This is a genomic window from Enterobacter cloacae complex sp. SHL022 (genome assembly GCF_049237785.1).
Lineage (GTDB): Bacteria > Pseudomonadota > Gammaproteobacteria > Enterobacterales > Enterobacteriaceae > Enterobacter > Enterobacter hormaechei_C.
Genome location: NZ_JBMKJH010000004.1, coordinates 1 through 17,263, shown reverse-complemented (window position 1 = coordinate 17,263; position 17,263 = coordinate 1). Strand labels below are relative to the sequence as shown.

General features: G+C 57.8%; 14 protein-coding genes and 1 pseudogene. 4 read left to right on the top strand and 11 right to left on the bottom strand.

The window, feature by feature from the left end; all coding sequences use genetic code 11:
- The first annotated feature begins 48 nt into the window (after nucleotides 1-48).
- Nucleotides 49-702: an oxygen-insensitive NAD(P)H nitroreductase gene (gene nfsB / locus ACOTZD_RS09385; RefSeq protein ID WP_003858884.1), complete on the top strand. Its 654-nt coding sequence runs from the start codon at nucleotides 49-51 to the stop codon at nucleotides 700-702.
- 36 nt (nucleotides 703-738) lie between these two features.
- On the opposite strand, the gene ACOTZD_RS09380 is transcribed toward nfsB, so the two are convergent.
- The 3 genes and pseudogenes from ACOTZD_RS09380 to ACOTZD_RS09370 all read right to left on the bottom strand — a co-directional run bounded on the left by ACOTZD_RS09380 (nucleotide 739) and on the right by ACOTZD_RS09370 (nucleotide 2,169).
- The gene (locus tag ACOTZD_RS09380) at nucleotides 739-1,026 is read right to left on the bottom strand and encodes a helix-turn-helix domain-containing protein (protein WP_174402099.1); all 288 of its coding nucleotides are present in this window, start codon (nucleotides 1,024-1,026) and stop codon (nucleotides 739-741) included.
- Nucleotides 1,007-1,108, bottom strand: a pseudogene (locus ACOTZD_RS09375) (type II toxin-antitoxin system RelE/ParE family toxin); the annotation flags it as partial. The gene ACOTZD_RS09380 and the pseudogene ACOTZD_RS09375, both read right to left, overlap by 20 nt.
- Before the next feature lie 191 nt (nucleotides 1,109-1,299).
- Nucleotides 1,300-2,169, bottom strand: coding sequence for a helix-turn-helix transcriptional regulator (locus ACOTZD_RS09370; RefSeq protein ID WP_174402100.1), 870 nt, complete (start codon nucleotides 2,167-2,169; stop codon nucleotides 1,300-1,302).
- A gap of 107 nt (nucleotides 2,170-2,276) precedes the next feature.
- On the opposite strand from ACOTZD_RS09370, the gene ACOTZD_RS09365 reads away from it, so the two are divergent.
- Nucleotides 2,277-3,713 (top strand): MFS transporter, encoded by a 1,437-nt coding sequence (locus ACOTZD_RS09365; RefSeq protein ID WP_003858887.1) that lies wholly within the window; start codon nucleotides 2,277-2,279, stop codon nucleotides 3,711-3,713.
- 67 nt (nucleotides 3,714-3,780) lie between these two features.
- Nucleotides 3,781-5,025 (top strand): mechanosensitive ion channel family protein, encoded by a 1,245-nt coding sequence (locus ACOTZD_RS09360; protein WP_022650531.1) that lies wholly within the window; start codon nucleotides 3,781-3,783, stop codon nucleotides 5,023-5,025.
- Here the strand turns inward: ACOTZD_RS09360 and ACOTZD_RS09355 are convergent, their stop codons facing one another.
- The 8 genes from ACOTZD_RS09355 to yahO all read right to left on the bottom strand — a co-directional run bounded on the left by ACOTZD_RS09355 (nucleotide 5,026) and on the right by yahO (nucleotide 15,988).
- The gene (locus ACOTZD_RS09355; protein ID WP_129329228.1) at nucleotides 5,026-5,997 is read right to left on the bottom strand and encodes a LacI family DNA-binding transcriptional regulator; all 972 of its coding nucleotides are present in this window, start codon (nucleotides 5,995-5,997) and stop codon (nucleotides 5,026-5,028) included.
- A 75-nt stretch (nucleotides 5,998-6,072) separates the two neighbouring features.
- Nucleotides 6,073-7,215: a Gfo/Idh/MocA family protein gene (locus ACOTZD_RS09350; RefSeq protein ID WP_032628156.1), complete on the bottom strand. Its 1,143-nt coding sequence runs from the start codon at nucleotides 7,213-7,215 to the stop codon at nucleotides 6,073-6,075.
- Nucleotides 7,208-8,233 carry a sugar phosphate isomerase/epimerase family protein gene (locus tag ACOTZD_RS09345; protein ID WP_045332440.1) on the bottom strand — a complete coding sequence of 342 codons (1,026 nt, stop codon included), beginning with the start codon at nucleotides 8,231-8,233 and terminating at the stop codon, nucleotides 7,208-7,210. Before ACOTZD_RS09345 ends, ACOTZD_RS09350 begins: the two co-directional genes overlap by 8 nt.
- A 15-nt stretch (nucleotides 8,234-8,248) precedes the next feature.
- On the bottom strand, nucleotides 8,249-9,484 hold the full coding sequence (locus ACOTZD_RS09340) for an MFS transporter (protein WP_045343166.1): 1,236 nt from the start codon (nucleotides 9,482-9,484) through the stop codon (nucleotides 8,249-8,251).
- Between the two features lie 252 nt (nucleotides 9,485-9,736).
- The gene (pheP, locus tag ACOTZD_RS09335; protein WP_023315559.1) at nucleotides 9,737-11,125 is read right to left on the bottom strand and encodes a phenylalanine transporter; all 1,389 of its coding nucleotides are present in this window, start codon (nucleotides 11,123-11,125) and stop codon (nucleotides 9,737-9,739) included.
- Between the two features lie 102 nt (nucleotides 11,126-11,227).
- Nucleotides 11,228-13,201 (bottom strand): PhoX family protein, encoded by a 1,974-nt coding sequence (locus tag ACOTZD_RS09330; RefSeq protein ID WP_060579798.1) that lies wholly within the window; start codon nucleotides 13,199-13,201, stop codon nucleotides 11,228-11,230.
- Nucleotides 13,202-13,328: 127 nt separating this feature from the next.
- Entirely contained in the window at nucleotides 13,329-15,512 is a 2,184-nt protein-coding gene (locus ACOTZD_RS09325) for a TonB-dependent receptor (RefSeq protein ID WP_023324262.1), read from the bottom strand.
- A gap of 200 nt (nucleotides 15,513-15,712) precedes the next feature.
- Nucleotides 15,713-15,988, bottom strand: coding sequence for a DUF1471 family periplasmic protein YahO (gene yahO / locus ACOTZD_RS09320; RefSeq protein ID WP_003858898.1), 276 nt, complete (start codon nucleotides 15,986-15,988; stop codon nucleotides 15,713-15,715).
- Nucleotides 15,989-16,599: 611 nt separating this feature from the next.
- On the opposite strand from yahO, the gene ACOTZD_RS09315 reads away from it, so the two are divergent.
- On the top strand, nucleotides 16,600-17,263 hold a 664-nt coding region (locus ACOTZD_RS09315; RefSeq protein ID WP_421636268.1), incomplete at its 3' end, for an SOS response-associated peptidase.

Below are 17,263 nucleotides of genomic sequence, written 5' to 3'. Positions count from 1 at the left end.
TTTCCTTTCACGCCCGCCCGCGGGCGAATTTCATCACCAGGAGTTGTTATGGATATTATTTCTGTCGCCCTGAAACGCCACTCTACCAAGGCGTTCGACCCAGCCAAAAAACTGACCGCAGAAGAAGCGGAAAAAATCAAAACGCTGCTGCAATACAGCCCGTCCAGCACCAACTCCCAGCCGTGGCACTTTATTGTTGCCAGCACTGAAGAGGGTAAAGCGCGCGTGGCAAAATCCGCGGCGGGCACCTATGTGTTTAACGAACGCAAAATGCTGGATGCCTCTCACGTAGTGGTGTTCTGCGCGAAAACCGCGATGGACGATGCCTGGCTTGAGCGCGTTGTCGATCAGGAAGAGGCTGACGGCCGTTTCGCCACGCCAGAAGCAAAAGCCGCGAACCACAAAGGCCGCTGCTATTTTGCCGACATGCACCGCGTGGATCTGAAAGATGACGACCAGTGGATGGCGAAGCAGGTTTACCTGAACGTCGGCAACTTCCTGCTGGGCGTGGCCGCGATGGGCCTGGATGCGGTACCCATCGAAGGGTTTGACGCCGCGATCCTCGACGAAGAGTTTGGCCTGAAAGAGAAAGGCTTCACCAGCCTGGTGGTGGTCCCGGTCGGGCATCACAGCGTGGAAGATTTCAACGCCACGCTGCCGAAATCTCGCCTGCCGCTGAGCACGATTGTGACTGAGTGCTAAGCGCTTCTGGCACGCCGGCTATCGGCGTGCCCGTTTTCAGTAAAGCGTTATCTGCGGATGCTTTACCCCGCACACCAGCGCATAACGCGTTAATGTATCGAGACTCGCCCGGGTAATATTTGCTTCCATTCGTGATACCGTCGGTGCGCTGACGCCCATCCGCTCCGCCACCTGGGCGCGCGTCAGACCAGCATGATTGCGCCATTGCGCCAGCATCTCCCGCAGACGCTCCTTGCGCTCTTCTGCATCAAAGGAAGCCTGAATTTCTGAATCGCTTAACAGTTTAGCTCTGAGTTCATCCCAGTCAATAATCTTCTTGCTCATCCAACATCTCCTGTTGTCGTTTCAGTGCCAGACGGAGTTCAGCAGAGGGCGTTTTTTGCGTCTTCTTGATAAACATCCGCAGGCAATGAGAGGATCTCCTCTCTGACTGCCGCATGAACGATAAGTCTGAACACTGTATTTCATCCCTGATAATATTAGCATGTAAGGCAATTTGCATTAAAGGCTAATTTTGCCTTTCGTGATTCACCTTACCAGCTTATTCCAGGCAGGACCGGAGCAGCGTTGATTCCCTGAAAGCCCCTCGCAAAAAATTTATATCCCCTGCTCCGCCAGCCACGCCATCGCCCTCTCCCCTGCCTCATCCACGGGTAAATAGACCAGCAGCCGCGATCCGTTTCGCGGGGCGGAGTACCAGTACATCTGCTGGAGATGAAAATCCCCCAGCTCGGGATGGGTGAACAGCTTGAGCTGGTTCTCCACGCCGCGCACGTCGTTACGCTGGTGCCACAGGGTTTTGAACTCTTCGGACACCGCAAAAAAACGCGCCAGCTTCGCTTCCCAGAGCGGGTCGCCACGGTGCTCAGCCATTGCCGCGCGGAAGTAGGAGACGAAAATCGGCAGCACGTCGTCATGTTTGCCGAGCCGCGCGCGCCACGCCGGATGGGTGAGGAACAGGTAAATACAGTTGCGATCTTCCGGCGGGATAGCGTTGAAATCGACGCCCATCAGGTGTCCGAAGCTGTCGTTCCACGCCACGATATCAAAGTTCGGTTTCTGAATGCTGGCGGGTTTCGGCATCAGGGTATCCAGCAGGCGACGCGTGCCTTCGCTGATCCCCTCACAGCACACCGCCTGCGGGGCTTCGCCCGGCGGCAAACCGGCGAGCACAAAAAGATGCCGGGCTTCGGTCGGGGTGCATTGCAGCGCTTTTGCGATGGCGGCCATCACCGCGCTGGACGGATTGACGTCCCGACCCTGTTCCAGCCAGGTGTACCAGGTCACGCCGACATCCGCGAGCATCGCCACCTCTTCCCGGCGCAGGCCCGGCGTGCGGCGGCGGCCGCTGCGCGGTAAGCCGAGGCGCTGCGGATCGAGGCTTTCGCGCCGGGCACGCAAAAACGCGCCCAGCTGCTTGCGGGTGTCATCCTGGAGAGAGGTGACAGGTTCAGACATCAGCGCCATAACATCTCCTGCATGGTAGTGTCAGTACCAGTATAAGTAAGAACTGGTACCCGTTTATCAGATGGTTGATGCTACGACTCTACGCTGTTTGACGCAATGGAGTCACCATGAATACGTCAGTTGTTTCACCGGGTCGTGCGGGCCTGATATTGCTGTTAACCGGCCAGATGCTGCCGCTGATTGATACCTCAATCACCAACGTGGCGCTGGATTCCATCACCCATTCATTACACGCCACCGCCACTGAACTGGAGCTGATCGTCGCCCTCTACGGCGTGGCCTTTGCCGTCTGCCTGGCACCCGGCAGCAAGCTGGGCGATAACCTTGGCCGCCGTCGCCTGTTTATGTGGGGCGTGGCGTGTTTTGGCCTGGCCTCACTGCTGTGCGGCATGGCGGGCAATATCGAACAGTTGCTTGGCGCGCGCATTATTCAGGGTGCGGGCGCCGCGCTGATCATGCCGCAAATTCTCGCGACGTTGCATGTGACGTTAAAAGGAACGGCACACGCCAGAGCGATCAGTCTGTTCGGCGGTATCGGCGGAATTGCGTTTATCGTCGGCCAGATGGGTGGCGGCTGGCTGGTGTCGGCGGACATCGCCGGGCTTGGCTGGCGCAACGCCTTCTTTATCAACGTGCCGATTTGTCTGGTGGTGCTGGCGCTGAGCCGTCGCTACGTGCCGGAAACCCGCCGCGACACGCCGTCGCGCATTGACTGGACCGGGACTGTCCTGCTGACGGCAATACTGTGCTGTCTGCTGTTCCCGATGGCGCTCGGCCCGCAGTGGCACTGGTCGTGGCCGCTGAAGGCCGCACTGCTGGCGATTGTGCCGCTGGTCTGTGTAATGGTGCTGAACGCGCGCAAAAAAGAGCGTGAGAATGCCCACCCGCTCATCGCGCCGCGCCTGTTGCAGCTGCGCAGCATCCGCTTTGGCGTGCTAATCGGGATACTCTTTTTCAGCGTCTGGTCCGGGTTCATGTTCTGTATGGCGCTGACCATGCAAAGCGGTCTGGGGATGGCGCCGTGGCAGTCCGGGAACAGCTTTATCGCGCTTGGCGTCACCTATTTTATTTCTGCCTGGTTCGCCCCACGCCTGATTGCCCGCTACAGCACCAGCGCCATCCTGCTGACCGGACTTGCGATTCAGCTTGTCGGTCTGGTGGCGTTGATCGCCACGTTCCGTCACTGGGGAATGCAGAATACCGCGCTGACGCTGGCCCCGGCCACCGGGCTGGTGGGTTACGGGCAGGCGCTGATTGTAAACAGCTTCTACCGTATCGGGATGCGTGATATTCAGCCTGACGACGCGGGGGCCGCGAGCGCGATTTTAAGCACGCTGCAACAGGCTGCGCTGGGGCTTGGCCCGGCCATTTTCGGCGCGATTTTGCTGCACGGGCTGCAAAATCATCACGGAGATTACACCCAGGCGGTCAATGTCTTCCTGATGGTGGAAACGGCCATGATGGTGGTGCTGGCGCTGGTCACGCTGCGTATGCGCCATCGTCTGTGTTTACCGGTCGTCAAGGCCTGTCCGGCGACAAAATAAAACTGCCTGAATTTGCATAATAGATCCGCAGCCGCCATTATGGGGCTGCATCAATACAGGAGACGTTATGCAGGAATTAATTGCTCAGGTTGAAGAGTTAGGGATTGAAATTAATCACACCACCTCTTTAGTGATTATCTTTGGTATTATTTTTCTTACGGCCATTATCGTTCATTTTATTCTGCACAAAGTGGTGCTGCGCGCATTCGAGAAACGCGCCCAGGCCAGCAGCCATTTATGGTTGCAAATCATTACGCAGAACAAGTTATTTCACCGTCTGGCGTTTACCCTCCAGGGGATAATCGTCAACGTTCAGGCGGTTCTGTGGCTGCAAAAAGGCAGCGAAGCGGCGGAATTACTTACCACCTGCGCGAAATTGTGGGTGATGGTTTATGCCCTGCTCTCCTTCTTCTCGTTGCTGGACGTGATTTTCAATCTGTCGCAGAAAATGGCCACCGCGTCACAGCTGCCGCTGAAGGGGATATTCCAGGGCATCAAGCTGGTGAGCGCCATTCTGGTGGGGATACTAATTATCTCCCTGCTGATCGGTCAGTCACCCGCCATTCTGATAAGCGGCCTGGGTGCGATGGCTGCCGTTCTGATGCTGGTCTTTAAAGACCCGATACTCGGCCTGGTGGCCGGTATTCAGCTCTCCGCCAACGACATGCTCAAGCTCGGCGACTGGCTGGAGATGCCGAAATACGGCGCCAACGGCACGGTGACCGACATCGGCCTGACCACCGTTAAAGTGCGCAACTTCGATAACACCATCACCACCATCCCGACCTGGGCGCTGGTGTCCGATGCGTTCATCAACTGGAGCGGCATGTCCGCCTCCGGTGGTCGCCGCATCAAGCGCAGCCTGAATATCGATACCACCAGCATTCATTTCCTCGACGAGCAGGAGCAGCAAAAACTGATTCAGGCGAAACTGCTGAAGCCGTATCTGGCGGCGCGTCATGAGGAAATTAACCTGTGGAATCAGCAGAACGGCGAAGGAGAATCGGTATTAAACCTGCGCAAGATGACCAATATCGGCACCTTCCGTGCCTACCTGAATGAATATCTGCGTAACCACCCGCGTATTCGTAAAGATATGACGCTGATGGTGCGCCAGCTCGCGCCGGATGCTAACGGGCTGCCGATTGAAATATATGCCTTTACCAACACGGTGATCTGGGCGGAATACGAAGATATTCAGGCCGACATCTTCGATCATATTTTCGCGGTGGTGGATGAATTTGGCCTGCGTATTCACCAGTCGCCAACCGGAAACGATATTCGCTCGCTGGCTGGCGTCATCGCCAGATAATCAGGTGCTGGCGCGGGAAATAAAGCGCCAGTCCATCATCACCCTCTCCGTGGGCGCATCCGGGTTGTCGATCTTATTTAACAGCAAATTGACCGCCTTGCGCCCGATATCCCGCGACGGCTGTTCGATGGTGGTGAGCGAAATCATGTCCGCCAGCTCCGTACCGTCAAAGCCGACCACGGCAATATCCTCCGGCACCCGAAGACCTGCCTGCTGAATGGCGCGCAGCGCGCCCGCCGCCAGCGTATCGGAAACGGCAAACACCGCATCCGGCGGATTATCTTTTAACAGGTTTTGCATCGCCGCCATGCCCGCCCCGGAGCTGAGATCGCTGGCATACTCCACCGCCTGATAGTCCAGATCCCGCAGGTGGATCACGCTCTTGTAGCCGCGTTCGCGCAGGCGGGCATATTTGTAGCTGAGATCGTGGTTGATCATCGCGATACGCTTGCGGCCGCCGTCGGCCAGCTGGCTGACGGCATGCTGTGAAGCGTCCACATCATTGATGCCGACGCAGGAGACCGCGCCCGCATCGGCGTATTCAGCGCACTGTACCCACGGCGCGTTGCCAATCAGCGCGGCCAGTTCCGGCAGTTTCGAGAATGCATCCATGGTGATAATGCCGTCGACGATTTTGCCGGAGAGCAGGCTTAAGCCCGAGCGGGAGCGCTCAATATCCGAGCCGGAGTTGCACAGCAGAATGCGATAGCCGTTCTTTTCCGCCTCGGCTTCGATACCCTTCACCACTTCGGCGCAGAACGGGTTGGCAATGTTGGACACCATCACCAGGATCATATAGCTGCGGGCGGTGCGCAGCTGACGGGCGAGCAGGTTTGGCTGGTAGTTGCTCTCCTGAATCGCCCGCAGAACGCGCTCGCGGTTTTTCGCCTTTACGGTATCGCTGTTATTCAGTACGCGGGAGACCGTTGCCACGGATACCCCGGCCAGTTGAGCGATTTTCTGAATTGACATAGCGACGATACATCCTGCGGTTAGCGTTTTGTGCAGGCTACCATAAATTGATTGCCCGGCGAACCGGGCAATACGTCAGTATTCCACGCGCACCCAGCGCTGCTGCTGATGACTTTTCACAATTGCATCAATGATATACATCACACTGGCGCCATCGTAAAAGGTGGCAAACTGCGGATTATCCGGCATCGCGCCCGCCTGCACGGCACGGTAAAACTGCGCCATCATATTTTTAAAGGCATCCGGCCAGCCTTCAATGTGCCCGCCGGGGAAGTGGGCGCTGTCGGCCACGTCAGGGTTCATCAGGCCTGGATCGTCGGTGAGCGTCTGGTTTGCCCGGGCGCGATGGCCGATCCACAGCTGCTGCGGGATTTCCTGATCCCACGCCACCGACTGCTCGCTGCCGTTAATTTCAAAGGTCAGGCGGTTTTTTCGCCCCGCGCTCACCTGCGAGACGCTAAAGCTGCCCTTGCTGCCGTCGTCGAAACGGAACAGTACCGAGCCAAAATCTTCGGTGGTGACCGGTTTGACTTCATACTCCGCCTGCTCGTCATGGGAGAAGGTCTGATAACCACCCGCGCTGGCCTTGCGCCTCGGCCAGACGATGGATAAATCAGCCATCACCTCGGTAATGCGCCTGCCTGTCACATACTGTACCGTATCGCACCAGTGGGAACCGATATCCGCCACCGCCCGCGACGCGCCGCCGAGCGCGGCATCCACCCGCCAGTTGTAGTCGGTTTCCAGCAGCATCCAGTCCTGCAAATAGCTGCCGTGCGAGGCGAACAGCCGCCCGACGGTGCCCGCGCGCATCATGCTCGCCGCCTGGCGCACCATCGCAAACTGACGATAGACAAAGCTCACGCCATGCACCACGCCCGCCTGCTCTGCCAGCGCCACCAGCTCGCGCGCCTCGTCCGGCGTCATGCACAGCGGCTTTTCGGAAAACACGTGCTTGCCCGCGCGCAGGATCTGGCGGTTAATCTCCGCGTGCAGGTGGTTCGGCGTGCAGTTGTGCACCGCATGCAGATTGGGGTGCGCGAGCAGTTCTTCCACGCTGGCGTAAGCATGCGGGACATTTAGCTGGCGCGCCTTTTCCTGCGCCTTAACGAGCGAACCGTCGCAGAGCGCGACCACCTGCACAAACCCGAGACGCCTGAGCGCCTCGATGTGTGCCGGGCCAATAAACCCGCTGCCGATAATCCCGACGTTAATCATGGCTGCCCCCTGCGGCGAAATCATCAAACGCCCGTCCGGAAACGGGAATAATGTGGCGGCGGATAAATTCGCTGCCCTCACTCGCGCCGGTATCGCCATCCTTCAGGCAACACTCCCACTCCAGCACCGCCCAGCCGTCGTAGTCGTACTGGGTCAGCTTGCTGAAGATGCCCTTAAAGTCGATTTGCCCGTCGCCGGGCGAGCGAAAGCGTCCGGCGCGGTTGATCCACGGCTGGTAGCCGCCGTAGACGCCGCTGCGCCCGCTGGGGCGGAACTCCGCGTCCTTCACGTGGAACGCTTTAATGCGCGCATGGAAGATATCGATAAAGGCCAGATAGTCCATCTGCTGAAGCAGCATATGGCTCGGGTCGTAGAGAATGTTGCAGCGCGGATGGTTATCCACCAGCGCCAGAAAACGCTCGAAGGTCACGCCGTCGTGCAGATCTTCCCCCGGATGCAGCTCAAAGCAGACGTCCACCCCCTGCTCGTCGAAGGTATCCAGTATTGGCCGCCAGCGGGTTGCCAGCTCCTCGAACGCTTCCTGAAAACGCTGCTCGTTATGCGGCGGCCACGGATAGAAAAACGGCCACGCCAGCGAGCCGGAGAAGGTCGCGTGCGCCTTCAGCCCTAATCTGGCCGAAGCGACCGCCGCCTGCTTCAGCTTTTCCGTCGCCCACGCCCGGCGCGCCGCCTCGTTACCGCGCACGGCGGCGGGTGCGAAGTGGTCAAACGCCTCGCTGTAAACCGGATTCACCGCCACGAGCTGCCCTTCCAGATGGGTCGACAGCTCGCTGATAACCAGCCCGTGTGCGGCCAGCCTGGCGGTGATGTCGTCGCAGTAGGCCTGGCTCTCTGCGGCTTTCTCGACGTCAAAGATGTGCGGATGGTTGCAGGGGATCTGCACCGCCTTATAACCTTTACCTGCCGCCCATTCAGCAAGCCCGTCGAGCGAATTAAACGGCGCTTCTGCGCCAATAAACTGCGACAGAAAAATGCCCGGTCCTTTCATTGTCCTCATACCACCTCCTGAACGTTACGCCTTGTCATCGTCATACTTAAACGTGAGAAGGAAAATCAGCGCGATCGCCGCGGCAGCCACCGCCGGTATCCACCAGAATGTGACCCACGCCTGCGGCACGGTCTGTCCTGCCACCAGGCGGTTGTAGAGCGCGCCGGAAATCTGCGAGCCGAGCAGCATGCCGATGCCGTAGGTGAACATCACGATCATGCTCTGGGCCTGGCCTTTCACCTTTTCGCCCGCCACGCGGTCGGTATAGATAAAGCCGACGACAAAGAAGAAATCGTAGCAGACGCCGTGCAGCAGAATGCCGAGGTACAGCAGAATGCGTCCCTCTTCGCTGACGCCCAACGCGAACATGGCATAACGCACGAACCACGCCAGCATGCCGATCAGCAGCATGACTTTCACGCCCAGGCGGCGGAACAGCAGAGGAATAACCAACATGAAGACGATCTCAGACATCTGCCCGAAGGACATGGCGGTGCTGACGTCGGCAATGCCGGCATCCGCCAGATACGAGGCGGTGTAGGCGTAATAGGTGCCGAGCGGGACAGAGATCAGCATCGCGCAGACGGAGAAGACGAAGAAGTGGCGGGTTTTAAGCAGCGCGAAGGCGTCCGCGCAGAAGAGATCCCGCACCTTAACCGGCAGGCCTTTTGCCGGCGCTGGCGTGTGCGGCAGCGTCAGGCTGTAAAGCGCCAGCAGCACGGAGCTGACCGCCGCCACCTGGAAGATGGTGACGCTGGACGCCACGCCGGTGACGCCGATGAAAATGCCCGCCGCGATCCAGCCGATGGTGCCGAACACGCGCACTACCGGGAAGGTTTTATCCACGTTCGCCAGGCTGTGAAACGCAATGTTGTTGGTCAGCGCCAGTGTCGGCATATAGCAGAGCGTGTAGCCAAACAGCAGGCCAATCAGCAGCGCGCCATTCTCAGCAATCAGCGCCCCCGGCACGAACCAGAGGATCACCGCGCCCGCGAGGTGCATCACCGCCATCACCTTCTGCGAGGCGAAGAAGCGGTCCACCAGCATCCCGAGCACGAACGGCGAAAGAATGGAAGCGATGGGCCCGGCAGAGAACGCGTCGCCAATCAGCAAAGACATGTTGTGCCGGGTCATCACCAGGCCAAGCGTGACCGACCAGCTACCCCAGATAAAAAATTGCAGAAACATCATCAGCGACAGACGCGGCACCAGCAGCCGGTGTTGCGTTATCGCCTTTTCACTACTCTCAGTTGACACCATGATAAGCCTCACCCGGAAAAAGTAATCGATTACAAAACAGTTCAGATAAAAAGTAATCGATTACAAAATAAAGATCCTGTGGATCGAAACGGAATTGGGAGGGGGGTCACGATAAAGGTGGAGTGATACTTTGTAGGCCCGGTAAGCGCAGCGCCACCGGGCGTGAAGGCAGGCAGTGTGGTGCGGTCTGGTTTGGTGCGGTCTGGTGCCCTCACCCCGTCCCTCTCCCACAGGGAGAGGGAGAAAACCGCGCTACTTTTTGCGCGAGAGCTTAAATGCAATAAACAGGAACACCACCCACACCGGCAGCAGCATCGCTGACAGGCGCATCTCATCCATGGTGCACATCAGCACCAGAATCAGGCCGAGGAAGGCGATACAGAGGTAGTTCCCCGCCGGATAGAGCAGCGCTTTAAACTGCGTCTCGCGCCCCTTGCGGCGCATCGCCGCGCGGAAGCGCAGGTGCGCCAGGCAGATCATGATCCAGTTAAGCAGCAGCGTGGCGACAACCAGCGCCATCAGCAGGCCAAATGCCTCTTTCGGCAGCAGATAGTTGATCAGCACCACCAGCGAGGTGATAGCGCCAGAAAGGAACAGCGAGTTGACCGGCACGCCGCGACGGCTGACGCGAGTGAGGAACTTCGGCGCGTTGCCCTGTACGGAGAGGCCAAACAGCATGCGGCTGTTGGAGTAAACCCCGCTGTTGTAGACCGACAGCGACGCCACAAGAATGACGAAGTTAAGCGCCGAAGCGACCACGTTGCTGTTCAAATCGTGGAAGATCATCACGAACGGGCTACTGTCAGATTTCACTTCCACCCACGGGTAGAGCGCCAGCAGCACCACCAGCGAGCCGATGTAAAACAGCAGGATACGGTACACCACCTGGTTGACCGCTTTCGGGATGCTTTTGTGCGGATCGCGCGCTTCAGCCGCGGTGATGCCAATCAGCTCCAGCCCGCCGAAGGAAAACATAATGACCGCCAGCGAGAGGATCAGCCCTTTCCATCCAGTCGCCAGGAAGCCGCCGTGCTGCCACAGGTTATCGATCGTGGCGCGCTCGCCGCCGTGGCCGGAGAACAGCAGCCACAGGCCAAAGCCGATCATGCCGATAATTGCCAGTACCTTGATCAGCGCAAACCAGAACTCGGTTTCACCATACAGGCGCACGTTGACGAGGTTAACGGCGTTAATGATGATGAAGAAGGCCGCGGCCCAAATCCACGTTGGCACGTCCGGGAGCCAGTACTGCATATAGATGCCGGCGGCGGTCAGCTCGGCCATCCCGACCAGCACGAACATCACCCAGTAGTTCCAGCCGGAGAGGAAACCTGCGAACGGCCCCCAGTATTTATAGGCAAAGTGTGCGAAGGAGCCGGACACCGGCTCTTCAACGACCATCTCGCCGAGCTGGCGCATGATCAGGAAGGCGATAATCCCGGCGATACCGTAACCCAGCAGAACCGCCGGACCGGCCATCTGTATAGCGGGGCCGATGCCGAGAAACAGCCCGGTACCGATCGCGCCGCCAAGGGCAATTAACTGAATATGTCGATTTTGCAAACCACGTTGCAGCGTCGGACTCTGATCCGACGAAGCTTCAGCGCTACCATGGCCTGAAGCGGATGACGCGTCTTTCACGCCCTACCCCTGTCTCTTTTTTAGAAGGGGCACGTTTTAACACTTCATGCTGGTGGTAGCAAGCTTAACGCCGGGCCAGCGCATGCGCCCGGCGGATAAACGTCACGACCCGATGATCCCGCCGTCCGCTTTGGTAATCACCACTGTTGACGATCGCGGACGCCCGTTCGGGCTGGCGTCTGGCCAGTTGGAAACAGCGCGCGGATTGGCCGGGTCGGTAATATCATCCCCGCCCTCCCCCGGATGCTGAATGTTGATAAACAGCGTGCGGTTGTCCGGCGTAAACGCAATGCCGGTGATTTCGCACCCGCGCGGCCCGGTCAGGAAACGGCGATACTCGTTGGTGCCCGGAATGGTGGCCACCATCTGGTTATTGCCCATCCCCTCGTAGGCTTTCTTATTGATGGTGCTGGAGGAAACGTCGGTCTGGATCCACAGCACGCCCTGGTGATCGAACGACAACCCATCCGGGCTGCCAAATGCCGCGCCCTGCATCGAGCCTTTGGCTTTGGGATCGTCGCCGTCGGTGCGCCCGGCCATGACCAGAATATCCCACTTAAAGCGTGCGGCGGCAGGATCGGCACCCTCTTCGTGCCAGTGCATGATGTGACCAAACACGTTATTAGCGCGCGGGTTGGCGGCATCCACCGGCGCCTTGCCCTCTTTACCGCGATCGCTGTTGTTGGTCAGCGTACAGTAGACGCTGCCGCTGGCGTGCGGATCGACGGCTATCCACTCCGGGCGATCCATTTTCGTCGCCCCCACCACGTCGGCCGCCAGACGGGTTTTAATCAGCAGATCGCCCTGGCTTGCAAAACCGTTGCTTTTATCCAGGCCATTTTGCCCGAAGATCAGCGGCAGCCAGTCGCCGCTGCCGTCCTCGTTGAACCTGGCGACGTACAGCGTGCCGGACGTCAGCAGCTGCATATTGGCTTCCCGGTTCGCGGGATCGTATTTTTTGTCGGAGACAAACTTATAGATGTACTCAAACTTCTGGTCGTCCCCCATGTAGACCACCACGTGATTATCGGCGGCGAGCGTGACGGCGGCCCCCTCATGCTTGAAGCGGCCGAGCGCGGTGTGCTTGCGCGGGGTGGAGGTCGGGTTGTAGGGATCGATCTCCACCACCCAGCCGAAACGGTTGGGTTCGTTAGGGGTTTTATCAACGCTGAACCGCTCATCCACCTCGTTCCAGCGGTACGATTCATCGCTGTCGCTGATGCCGTAGCGTTTTTCCAGCGGGTTGAGATCGGCTTTTTTGACAAAAATGTCCGACCAGTTCTCCTCGCAGGTGAGATAGGTGCCCCACAGCGTGTGGCCGTTGGCGCAGTTCTGCATGGTGCCCAGAACGCGTTCCCCCTGCGGGTCGGCGGCGGTTTTCATTAAATCCTGATGCCGCGCCGGGCCGGTAAGCTGCATCGGCGTATTGACGGTAATACGCCGGGCGAAGGAAGACGGACGCACCACCTCCCAGCCGCTGCCCGTTTTTTTCACTTCCACCACCGACACGCCCATCGCGTTCTGCCCCTTGCGGGCTTTGTCGAGACTCCAGTTCGCCGTACCGTCGGTAAACAGCATTCCGTTGTCGATGTACTCATGGTTCAGCGCCAGCAGTCCATGCTCCGGGTTTTGCGCCCCCTGCGGCAGGCTAAACCACGCCATGCCGTCGTGGTGCATGCCCGCCTGCACAGCCTGTTCGTCTGTGGTATTGCTGGCGTCCGGCTTAAAGGCCGGCATGTTGTCCTTGATCCCCGTCGGATCACCCCAGCGATAGAACGGGCGGGCGATATAACCTTCCGGCACCCTGACCGTGTCTTCCGTAGAGACGTCGATGCTGGTAAAGCCCAGGGAAACCGCTTTTGCCAGCGCGGAAGGCTTCGATACCGCGGCAATGGCATTTTCGGGTGTGATCAGATACGGGAATGATACGGCAGCCCCCGCTACGGCCCCCATCTGGAGAAAACGGCGGCGCGAGAGGAACACTTCTGCAACCTCGGAGAATACCGGGTTAGCGCTGCGGTTACTGATATCGTCGCGATGTTCTTTTTTAAATACGGATTTGAGGGGTCTGCCCATAGCGGCTTCCTGTCATTGGCCAAGAGGTAAGGTTGTGGCGACCAGTGTAAGAAGCTTTTATTACAATTTTATAACACGACAACGAAGGGATTGGGGCGTCCCTGCCCCGGATAACGAGGTGGAACGCTTAGAACTCGTAGCCAACCGAGACCTTAAAGGTACGCGGCTCGCCCTGAGTAATGTAAGTACCGGAATCGTCCACGCTTGACCAGTAGTTCTCGTTGGTCACGTTGTCGATACCTGCCCGTACGGTCATCTGATTTTCATTGTGGTTCACCGCGAAGCGATAGCGCATGCCCAGATCCAGCGTGGTGTAGCTGTCCAGCTTTTTGCTGTTCGCAAGATCGGCATACTGCGTGCCGGAGTGGTTAACGCGCGCGGTCGCCGTCAGGCCTTCAATCGGCTTGATATCGTACTCTGCGCCCAGCACGGCGTAGAAGCTCGGAATACCGATCGCATCGTTGCCCTGATTGACGCCGTTTTTGGTTTTGGTCAGCTCGGCCTGCAACCAGGTGGCGCTGGCGTTCAGACGCATCCCGAGCATTGGCTCGCCGAAGACGTTCAGCTCCACGCCGCGGTTACGCTGTTCTGCATCCAGGCCGTAGTGACCGCTGTCGTCAAGGATCGCCGACGGCATTTTGATCTCAAACAGCGCCAGGGAGCCGCCCACGCGGCCAAAGTCCGCCTTTACGCCCACTTCGTTCTGCTTAGAGTGAACGATACCGGTGCTCTGGCCGTAGTTGTTTGCTGAGCGAGGCGCGGTTTCACCGGGCTGTAACGCCTCGGTGTGGTTGGCGTAGAGGGAAATTTCCTCCCACGGTTTATAGACTACGCCGTAGGTGGGCATCCAGCGGCTGCCGTCGAAACCGTCCGCGTCGTTTTCCGCACCGGTGATTTTGTTGTACCCGCGAATCACCACTTTCTGATGCCGCGCGCCTGCGGTGAACAGCAGCTTGTCGTCCAGCACGCCCAGGGTATCGCTCAGCAGCCAACCCTGCGTGCGGGTGCGCCCGCTGGTCAGCGGATCGCTGTATTTGCCGCCTGAGCCGTTGAGGTTGGAGCTGTCCGGCATATCGACGCCGGTGTTGTGGTAGATGTTGGTGGTCGGATTATCCTTCGTCGCCGACATTTTCCACGCGATCTTTTCGTTTTTGGTCATCGCCGAATAGCCAACATTGACCTTGTGCGAGACGAATCCGGTAGTGAAGTTACCGCGAATGCCCGCCATGCCGCTGACAGAATCGCTGATGCGGTTGGTATCAAGACGGCTGACCACCGCATTACCGCTCTTATCGAGGAGCTTCGGCGCGCTGTAGATCCCTTCTTCGTGCGCGTGCTGCGCGCCGAGACCGGTATACGCCGTCCAGCTATCGGTGATGTCATACTCGCTGCGCCACATCCCGAACTCGTTTTCGATATCGCTGTAGGCCCACTTCTGCGAGAAGTTGCGATCGTTCTTCGGCGGTTCAGGCACAAAATCCACCGCCGAGATGTTGACGCTGGTCGGGCTGCCGTGGAAGGTTTTTTTCTGGTAGCCCAAGTCCAGCGAGGTGCGGAAACGGTCGCCCTTGTAATCCAGGCCGGTGGAGAGCAGCGTGGTGCGGCGGCGGTCGTTCGGCACGCCGGTTTCCCCTTCGCGATGCACGAGGTTCACCCGCGCGCCAAACTGGTCGTTATCGCCAAAGCGGCGGCCCGCATCCAGCGTGGTGCCAATCTGGGAATCCGAGGTGTAGTCCACACCCACTTTCGCCTGCGGGGTGTCGCCCGCGTGTTTAGGCTCAAGGTTGATCATCCCGCCCACGCCCGAGCTTGCGGCACCGTTCATCAGGGAGTTGGCCCCTTTGAAGATCTCGATGCGGTCGACCATCTGGGCATCCACCACCTGACGCGGCAGCACCCCGGACAATCCGCCAAAGGTCATGTCGTCGCCGTCAAACTTCAGGCCGCGAATGCGGAAGGTTTCCGCGCTGTTGCCGTAACCCTGAACGAACTGCACGCCCGCGTCGTTGGCAACCACGTCAGCAATGGTTTTTGCCTGCTGATCTTCCACCAGCTTCGAGGTGTAGCTGATGATGTTGAACGGCACGTCCATGGCGTTCTGCTGACCGAGCATACCCATGCGCCCGCCGTTCGCCACCTGCCCGTCAAGGAAGGCGGGCACCAGCTGGTCGCCGCCGGGTTTGAAATCACTCCCCGCCGTGGACTGGACGACGATGGTGTCCTCTTTTTTCTCATCCGCCGCAAAAGCGGAGTGGGTTACCGCGCCGATGGCAATCGCCAGCAGCGTTTTGTGCATTGTGGTGTTGTTCATAATGAGCTCTTAACGTGCGCGCAAAAATGACCCGTTGTCGGGCCTTAAAAGTTATTAAAAGAAATGCAAATGAGAACTATACGCATTATGTATACGTAATCAAGTGTAAACGGCCTCTCTGAGCGAGAAGCGGCAAGAAACAATGTTGGGTGGGAGGTAGGGCGCGCAACCACCCCGAAACAGGGGTGGTTACTAAGGTATTATTTTTTCTTGTAAATATCGGCGGTGCCGTGAATTTTGTTGTTTGTATTACCGGAAGTCAGCACCAGTACATCAGCACCTTCTTTATCGGCCTTTTCGACCAGCTCTTTTTTCGCATCGTCGACAGAGACTTCGTTAGCCGTGCTCACGGTACCGATTTTTTCATACTGTGATTCAACTTTCTCAAACTCGTTTTTCGTCAGCAGTTCAGCCGCAAAGGTATTGGTGGTAAACAGAAATGCAGCGCCCATCAAAATAGCAGTCGTTTTTTTCATAACCTTTTTCCTTGAGATTAATCAGCAACTACAAAAAGCCCCACGAGTGAGAGTGAGGTGATATGAGCATGGTAGAGGAATAATAAAATTGCCACAGCGTAAGAAAAATACTGTTATAACAGTCAATTGTGCTGTGAAAAATGTGCGTTAACGCTACTTTCGCGATGGGTGTTTCATGAAGAAAATCAGGCTGGCTTGAAACTGGCGTAAGCGCCTGTTTTTAAATGGCACGCCCTGTAGGATTCGAACCTACGACCTACGGCTTAGAAGAACGTAGAGTACTATTTAACGCACTGTAATATCATTGGTTTTTCCGCGCTCGCTACGCATTTGTGTCATTACGTGTCGTTACCTGCTTTCTCGTTTTCTTGTGATACATCCATGCATGACACATCTATGACACAGAGAATGCATAGCCATGCCACCAGACATCGCTATGTAATTTCCCGGTCCCCCAACTTTGCGTAGCTCCTTCCAGTTTCGTAACACGAAGCTTTACGCCTACCTCTACCATCAGCATAATCCCCACCGATCCGATTGTAAGACTTAACCAGCGCGCGCTACTTTTTCTCCCTGCCCTATACTTTCAGTCTGTCTGACTGGAGGTTTCTATGTGTGGACGTTTTGCACAAGCCCAAACCCGTGAAGAATATCTGGCATATCTGGCCGATGAAGCCGATCGTGACATCGCTTATGACCCGGAACCTATTGGCCGATTCAACGTCGCACCCGGTACCAAGGTCCTGCTACTGAGCGAACGCGACGAGCAACTGCACCTCGATCCTGTGTTCTGGGGATATGCACCCGGGTGGTGGGATAAATCCCCTTTGATTAACGCGCGCGTCGAGACGGCGGCCACCAGCCGAATGTTCAAGCCTCTCTGGCAGCATGGCCGGGCGATCTGCTTTGCTGACGGCTGGTTCGAATGGAAGAAAGAAGGCGACAAGAAGCAGCCCTACTTCATTCACCGCGCCGACGGCCAGCCAATATTCATGGCAGCGATCGGTAGCACGCCATTTGAAAGCGGCGATGAAGCAGAAGGTTTTCTGATTGTGACGTCCGCAGCTGATAAAGGCCTAGTCGATATCCACGACCGCCGTCCACTTGTTCTTTCACCGGAAACTGCCCGCGAATGGATGCGCCAGGATATAGGCGGAAAGGAAGCTGAAGAGATAGCTGCCGACGGTGCTGTGCCCGCCGACAAGTTTATCTGGCACGCCGTTACGCGTGCCGTGGGGAATGTTAAGAACCAGGGGCCGGAACTAATCGAGGCAG